Source organism: Streptomyces sp. NPDC027189 (genome assembly GCF_055566975.1).
In genome coordinates this window covers 21,790-29,197 of record NZ_JBVHRI010000051.1, presented here as the reverse complement: position 1 = coordinate 29,197, position 7,408 = coordinate 21,790, and the positions used below count along the sequence as shown (strand labels likewise).

At 70.7% G+C, this 7,408-nt stretch carries 7 protein-coding genes; 3 read left to right on the top strand and 4 right to left on the bottom strand.

Annotated features, from left to right (window positions below; genetic code table 11):
* The coding region (locus ACZ4RZ_RS48585; protein WP_467754058.1) for an RNA-guided endonuclease InsQ/TnpB family protein at positions 1-658 on the top strand (658 nt) is incomplete at its 5' end.
* Between the two features lie 24 nt (positions 659-682).
* Positions 683-1,345, top strand: a complete 663-nt coding sequence (locus tag ACZ4RZ_RS48580) for an MBL fold metallo-hydrolase (RefSeq protein ID WP_467754061.1) — start codon at positions 683-685, stop codon at positions 1,343-1,345.
* A gap of 327 nt (positions 1,346-1,672) precedes the next feature.
* On the opposite strand, the gene tnpB is transcribed toward ACZ4RZ_RS48580, so the two are convergent.
* From tnpB to ACZ4RZ_RS48560, 4 genes are all read right to left on the bottom strand, one after another.
* Positions 1,673-2,986 carry an IS607 family element RNA-guided endonuclease TnpB gene (gene tnpB, locus ACZ4RZ_RS48575; protein ID WP_467754057.1) on the bottom strand — a complete coding sequence of 438 codons (1,314 nt, stop codon included), beginning with the start codon at positions 2,984-2,986 and terminating at the stop codon, positions 1,673-1,675.
* Between the two features lie 132 nt (positions 2,987-3,118).
* A complete protein-coding gene (locus tag ACZ4RZ_RS48570; protein ID WP_467754056.1) occupies positions 3,119-3,691 on the bottom strand; it encodes a transcriptional regulator in 573 nt (190 codons plus the stop codon).
* Between the two features lie 119 nt (positions 3,692-3,810).
* A complete protein-coding gene (locus tag ACZ4RZ_RS48565) occupies positions 3,811-5,352 on the bottom strand; it encodes a helix-turn-helix domain-containing protein (RefSeq protein ID WP_467754055.1) in 1,542 nt (513 codons plus the stop codon).
* Complete coding sequence (locus tag ACZ4RZ_RS48560) at positions 5,349-5,660, bottom strand: helix-turn-helix transcriptional regulator (RefSeq protein WP_467754054.1); 312 nt, start codon at positions 5,658-5,660, stop codon at positions 5,349-5,351. Before ACZ4RZ_RS48560 ends, ACZ4RZ_RS48565 begins: the two co-directional genes overlap by 4 nt.
* 1,021 nt (positions 5,661-6,681) lie before the next feature.
* Here ACZ4RZ_RS48560 and ACZ4RZ_RS48555 point away from each other — a divergent pair.
* The gene (locus ACZ4RZ_RS48555; protein ID WP_467754052.1) at positions 6,682-7,212 is read left to right on the top strand and encodes a lamin tail domain-containing protein; all 531 of its coding nucleotides are present in this window, start codon (positions 6,682-6,684) and stop codon (positions 7,210-7,212) included.
* Positions 7,213-7,408: the final 196 nt, after the last annotated feature.

The following is a 7,408-nucleotide window of genomic DNA, read 5'->3' as shown; positions in this document are numbered from 1 at the left end:
GACCGGTGCCTTGTGCGGCATCGACATGGGCGTAGCCCACTTCCTCACCACCTCCCAGGGCGAGCACCAGCCGAACCCGAGGCACGGCAAACGCATCGCGGACGCTCTCGGCGAGGCTCAGCGTGCACTCAAGGCGTTTCCCCGGCGCAAGCGTGAGGACCGCACCGCGAAACACCGGCAGGCGGTGGAGAAGGTTGCCGCTCTGCACCGCAAGGTCAGGCGGCAGCGCACCGACCACGCACACAAGACCGCGCTCGTGATGGTCCGCACCTACGACGTGATCGCGCACGAGCGGCTGAGCATCGCGCACATGGTCCGCGCTCCCAAGCCCAAGCCCGACCCCGACATGCCCGGCAGATTCCTGCCGAACGGGGCCGCCGCCAAAGCCGGGCTGAACAAGAGCATCCACGACGCGGGTTGGGGGGTGTTCCTGGGCATCCTCGCGCACAAGGCTGAAAGCGCCGGTCGCAAGCTGATCCCGGTGGACCCCCGCAACACCTCCCGCACCTGCCCCACGTGTGGGCACGTGTCCGGCGAGAACCGCACCACCCAAGAGAAGTTCGAGTGCACCCGGTGCGGACACACCGCCAACGCCGATCAGGTCGGTGCACTCAACGTTGCCATCAGGGCCGGGCTGGTCCTTCCCGCCGTGGCCTAGCCACTGACGGGAGAAGCCCCCCGGATTTATCCGGAGGGAGGAGTCACGCAGCTCACCAAGTTCGGCCACGCCTGCGTCCGCATCGAGAAGGACCATCACCGCCTGGTCATCGACCCGGGCGGCCTGACCGAACCGCGGGCACTGGACGGCGCCGACGCGGTCCTGGTCACCCACGAACACTTCGACCACTTCTGCGAGGAGACGCTCCGCAGGGCCGCACAGAACAACCCGGCCCTGCACATCTGGGCCAACACCTCCGTCGCCGGGCAGCTGGACGGCCTCGGCGCCCGGGTCACCGCCGTCGGCGAGGGCGAGGCCTTCACCGCGGCCGGCTTCGACGTGAAGGTCTACGGCACCTGGCACGCGGCCATCCACCCCGACATCCCGCGCATCGGCAACGTCGGCTTCCTCATCGACGACGCCCTCTTCCACCCCGGAGACGCGCTCACCGTCCCGGACACCACCGTCGACACCCTGCTGCTGCCCGTGCACGGCCCCTGGTCCACCACCGGACAGCTGATCGACTATGTGCGCGAGGTGGCCCCGCAACAGGCCTGCGCCATCCACGACGGCGCCCTCAGCGACGTCGGCGCCGCGATGGTCGGCGGCTTCCTGGGCGACAACGGTCCCGGCACCGGGGCCCGTTACCGCCACCTGCCCGCAGGCACGTCCGTCGAGGTCGGCTGAGGCCGCCGCGGCATGCGGTACCCGGCCATCCGCCACGCCGGCTGCGCGGGCCGGCGCCCTGCGGGATGCGGGCGCACAAGATCTGGTGACCGCCACAAACCTGCCGGTGTCCTTGCCGTCCGCCCGCGTGCACCGGCCACCGCCGGCTCGCCCGTTGAAACGACCTCTACGCAGGTCGAGCAGGTCAGGGCCGGCCGCGGTCCACACGAAGTGATGATCACGGCTGCGGCAGCAGTGCGTACCACACCGTTCACCGAGTTTCTACGAATCTCAGTGATTCGCCCATTGCTGGGCGAAAGTCCCCGTCTCACTCAATACCGGGAGGTGTCAATGCGGGGTAGACGCTTCAATGCCACCGGCCCCGCGGGACGGGGTCTTACGGTCGGCTCCACGTCCGTTTTCTGTCTCCGGGCCACTCCCGGCGACGTGCCGCTTCACGAGCGCGGCGAGGTTCAGTGCCGCGTTCTCGTCCCGATCGAGGACGAGTCCGCAGTGTTCGCACACGTACATCCGTATCCGCAGAGGCAGTTTGGGTGTCACTGCCTGGCATCCGGAACACGTCTTGCTGCTGGGGAACCAGCGGTCCGCGACTTCGAGCGTTCCGCCGTTCCACTGGGTTTTGTAGGCGAGTTGACGCCGGATCTCGCCGAACCCGGCGTCGGCCACGACGCGGGCGAGTTTGCGGTTTTTGAGCATCCCCGAGACGTTGAGGTCTTCCACCACGATCGTGCCGTACTCGCGGGCCAGGCTGGTGGTGAGCTTGTGGAGCGCGTCCCGCCGCAGGTTCGCGGTGCGGTGGTGCACCCGGTTGCGGGCCGCATCCGCGCGCTGCCAGCGCTTCGAGGGCTGCTGCCCGGTGCGCCGGTCAGGGCCCAGGCGGCGGGCGACCGTACGGGACAGGCGGCCGAGCTTGCGGCGCGCGGTGTCGTAGTGCTTGGGATTCTCGGCGGCCGGGCGGCCGTCGGAGAACACTGCGAGGTGCCTGATGCCCAGGTCGACGCCGAGGACCGAGTCCGCCCGGCCCGGGGTAGTCTCGGCGCGCTCGACTTCGCAGGTGAAGGACACGAACCAGCGGCCCGCCTCGCGGCGGACGGTCGCCGACTTCACCACCGCCCTACCGGTCATGATCCGGCGGTGCAGCTTCCGTGTGGACTCATGCGTCTTGATCGTTCCCAGGACCGGGAGCGTGACGTGCCTGCGGTCGTCTTCCAGGCGGATCGTGCCGGTGGTGAACCGAACCGACGCCATGGTCTTCCGCTTCGACTTGTAGCGAGGAAAGCCCATCCGCGGGCCCTTGCGCTTGCCGCGCTTGGAATCGGACCAGTTCTTCAAGGCCCGGGCGAGCTGGTCCAGCCCGGTGGTGTACGCCTCCTTCGAGCACTCCGCCCACCACGGCGCCACCTCGGTCTTCGCTGCGTTCCAGGCCTTGCGCAGGGAATACATCGACCAGCTGAACGACGGCGTCAGATCGTCCTCGGCAATGCCGTAGGACCGTTCCGCCTCCCGCTGGGCGAGGTTCGCTTTCACCTGCGCGAGACCCCAGTTGAACGCCACCCGGGCCGCACCGGCATGCCGCAGCAGCGCGCCGACCTGACCGGGCGTCGGGTCCAGCGCAAACCGGTAGGCATGCGTGACGATCACCCGGTCAGGCTACCGGCCGCCACCGACAACACCCCGACCAGTAACTGAAGTTGACAAACGCTGAGATCCGATGACGAAGCCCGCAGCAGTTACGAACCCTCCAGGGCACAGCTGTGGTTCCCGCACGGGGTGTCAGGCGGCGAAGCCCACGGTGGTCACGTACTCGTACTGGCCCCACTGGCTGCCGAGGTCGATGATCTGCTCGACCCATGCGTCGTCCAGTGCCTGGACATCATCGGCCGCCCAGGCGTGCACGACGGCGTCCCAGTGACGGATGTTCAAAGTGCGGTATTCCACGATCCGTTGGCGTGGGCGGGGCACCTGGGACTGGTTCAGGGGGTGGATCTCCACACGCGTGCCGCGGCCGTCGCGGTTCAGGCGGCCGAGCAGGTAGCGGGCCACGTTGTGGCGGCGCACCGTCCTGTAGGCGGCCTCGATGCGCTCGAGGTTCTTCCCGGAAGGGGAGCGCTTGCCCGCCAGCCAGGCCTTGAGGGTGCGGTCGGTGACCGTCAGGCCCGCCTCCCGGGCGGCCTTGAGGGCGTGGTCGGTGCGGGTGAGGTAGTGCAGACGGGCCAGCAGGCCGCGGCGCACGGTGATGGGGGTGGCGATGTAGCCGGCGAGGGTGTCGAGTTGGCGGGCGACCGCCTCGTACCCCTTGATGCCACGGGCACCGTGCTTACCGAAGTCGATCGTGCGCTCCGGCATGTGCGCTCCTCCTCGCTCAGTCGCTGCGCTCGCCGATGGCTACCGGATCAGTATCGCTGCCGCCGGCTGCCCTGGGCCCGTGAGGGGGACCTGCGCCGTGCAGGCCGCCTTGTCTGCCTTCAGTCTGGTGCGCCGCCGGCGGGCGGCTCGGGCTCGCTGCCCACGGTGTAGGCGTCCTTGAGCTTCATCTCGCTGACGCCGCGGCCCTCGGGGAAGACGCTGCGCCAGTCGCCGATGACGTGCAGTTCGTCGGTGCCCATCGCACGGACGACCATCAGGCCCTCGTCGTAGGCCTTGTAGGCCTTCCACCAGAGGTTGGAGAACGCCTGGGAGCGGATGATGTGCATCCAGTCCTGGCGGTAGATCTCGCGGTTGTAGTTCGACTCCCCCATCGTCGAGACGAACTTGGAGTACATCGCCTTGAGGTACTCCAGCGTCACCTCGTCGTGTGCGGCGATCGCCCTGTCGCGGGCGTCGCGGAGGGTGATGCGGAACTTTTCCAGGAGGCCTTCGGTCGCGCCGGAGGTGTACGACTCGTGGATCTCGGGGGGATCACACAGTGCGTAGGCCGGTGTCGACAGGCGCAGCAGGAGGCGGAGGGTGGGTTCGGTGACCCACAGGGGGCCGGCTTCGTCGCGGTTGCCGATCGGGTTGGGCAGCACGGCGTCGTGGTCCCAGGCGGGCGGGGTGATGAGGTGGACGCCTGCGCGGCGCCGGTCGTGTCCGGGGCCGGTGGAGTGCTCGAGCTGCCCGATCGGCAGATGGGTCTTGAACGCGGACAGGTAGTAGGCGTTGACGTCGAGGACGGTCACGTCGTGGCGTCCTGCGGGCAGTTGCGGGCGGGCCCATCTGGGGCGGGCTTCCCAGATCTGGTCGGGGCCGCGGGCGGTCTGCTTGCGCAGGACGTCGGGCATCCACGGGTGCGCCACGATCTCGTACCGGCCGCCCTTGCGGCAGGTGTCCAGCAGGGCCATCACGTCCGGGATCGCCCGCTTCACCAGTGCGGCCGTTGCCGCCTCCAGGTCACCGGCGTGTTCGGCCAGTGCGGCCGCGACCGCTTCCGCGATCACGTCCCGGGTTTCGGAGACGGCCTGCATCCGGCGGCCCGCGGGGACAACTTTCATGCTGCGGCCCACACGGTGCGCACCGGCCTGAGCAGGCACCGGGTCCGGGGGCGGGGGTGTGCCGGCGCAGAGCGGTGCGGGGCTGGTCGTGGCGCATTCGGCGGGGTCGAGGTGCTGGGGGAATCCGGCGACGTGCCGGCGGGCCGGCTGCCCGCACAGGACACACGGCTGAGGCTCCGGGAGGACGTGGACCTCGTCGGCGTCGCAGGCCGTCCCGCCCTCCGCATCCCCGTCCGCGTCCGCGTCCGCCGCGTCCTCCTCGGCCGGTGCCGCAGCGGTCACGGCCGAGGCCTGAGCCTCCAGTTTCGTCTGCGCTCCCTGAAGGAAGTACGCGTACTTCTCCCGCACTTGACCGCTCGGGTCGCGGCCCGATTCCCAGCCGCCGATCGTGGAGGGGCTCACCCCGAGGGCCCGTGCCACCTGCGTGCGCGACAGGCCGAGTGCCTCCCGCAGCGGGCGCCGCTGCCCGGTGGGGGGCAGCTGCGCCTCCTGGCGTGCGGCGGCCAGCAGTTGGTCGATCGCTTCGAAGTCCGTCATCGCGCCGCCCCTTTCGCCGCCACGGCGTTGGGTGTCCTGCGGCCGCTCATGGGGCGCCGCCGTCTGGCGGCGGGCAGGGATTCGCAGGCCCGGGTGGGGCCGGCCAGCAGGTCGAGTACGTCGAGGCCGTAGTGCGCGGCCAGGGCGTCGCAGTCGTCCAGGCTCCAGGCGGCGCTGCCGGACTGACGGCGACTCAGCTGCGTCTGGCTCACGCCGAGGACGGCAGCGAGGTCGGCCTGTGTCTCTCCGGTGATCTGCATCAGGGCGGCCACGGTGGCCCTCACCCGCTCGCCCAGCGTCATCCCCATACCGTCAACTCTACCAGGTGCTATGCGAAATGAGGCGGAAACTTGCTCATGGCGATCAGGTCTTTCCTGCGGCGCAATCCTGTGACCGGTCCGGCTCCGCCTCCGCTCCGGCCCGGGAAGGGCGCCGGCGGCGGAGCGCCGCCGGCGCGAACCGGGCCGGCGAGGCCGCCGGCGGCCCGCTCACCAAGTCGGGCGCCGCGGGGTGGCCGGCGCACTCGGGGCCTGCGACACGAGCGCGGCACCGACGGCTGTGCAGCGTGGCGCGCCCGCCGGGCTCAGCGGGACCGGCCGCCGAAGGAGAGCGCCAACCCGCGCCGTCGCTGCGGGCCGGCGGGCGCGCGCCGTGCGCCCGCCGCACCGGGCCGCACAGGAGCGGGCGCACGGGCAGCCCCGAGGACGTGAACGCCTCGCCAGGACGCGCCGGCGCAGCCGCCCGCAGGCGCAGTGCCGGCCCAGCACCGCGACGGCGGGGCCCGTGGTGGCCACGGTGAAGGGGGGCGCGCACCGATGGCACGGCGCACCCTCCCCCGCATCGCCACGGCGTACCGCGCTGCCGGTTCGGGCCCGCGGCCTCGAACCCGCCCGGCCACGAAGGCGGTTGCCGGCCGGATCCGCGACAGGCCGGCCCAAGGCGCCGCCGGGCCCGGCACGGCCGGACCCGCCACGCCGTCACGTCGTGCTCTCCGACCGGCCGCCCTGAGGTTGTTACGCACTTTCGGGTGTGCAGGAGGCGGGTGGCGGGGTGGCGCGTGCGGGCGGATGGCGGGGCCCGGTCAGTGCTGAAGCGGCTGGGGCAAGTCGCCGGTGCACCGCCCGGGTTCGTTCACTACATACATGGACGTTACATCCGACAGTGACGGAAATATGGACAATTCGTAACACCCTTCACGCCTCGTCCACATCGGCAGGCGGTGGCGGCAGATTGCGGGCCACTCGGCCACCCGGCCGGGACCCCGCACACCGGACCCGCGGCACTCACGCGCCAAGGCACGGGTCTGCCGCAACGAAACGAGGGGCAACCTTGTCCGCTTCCCTGTCTGTCACCGCCCGCCGCGTGGCCGCTGCCGCCCTGGCGGCCGGCGCCCTGGTCGGCGCCGCCGCCGCGTCGGCCTCCGCCGACAACGGCACGCGCCTGCACCGCGCGCAGGTGGAGATCAGCGACGTGCAGCACACCTTCCCCGGCCTCGGCAACCGCAGCAACCGCTCGCTGAACAGGGAGTGGGTCGACGTCACCAACACCTCCCGCCGCAGCGTGAACCTCGACGGCTGGACGCTGTCCGACAAGGACGGCCACACCTACACCTTCCGCCACTACCGCCTGGAGGGCCTCTCCACCGTCCGCGTCCACACCGGCATCGGCCGCGACAGCGACAGTGACCTCTACCAGGACCGCCGCACCTATGTGTGGGACCACTCCGACACCGCCACCCTGGCCAACGACCACGGCCGCATCATCGACACCGCCTCCTGGGGCAACGACCGCCACGCCCCCACCTGGAGCGAGGACCGCCGCGGCCTCGACGAGCGCGAGGGCCGTCACGAAGGGGCGTGAGGGCGGCCACCACGGCCACTACGGCCGGGCCCAGGCGATGCATTAGCCGCAGCCCGCGTCCATGAGGGGCGTGGGACAAACCACCCCCCTGGGGCCGCCCCCCCCCTTTTTTTTTTCGCAGGGGGGGGAAAAAAAAACACACAGAAAAAAAGAAAAAGAGACGGCAACCAGGACGCCCCCCCACCCCACCCTCCCC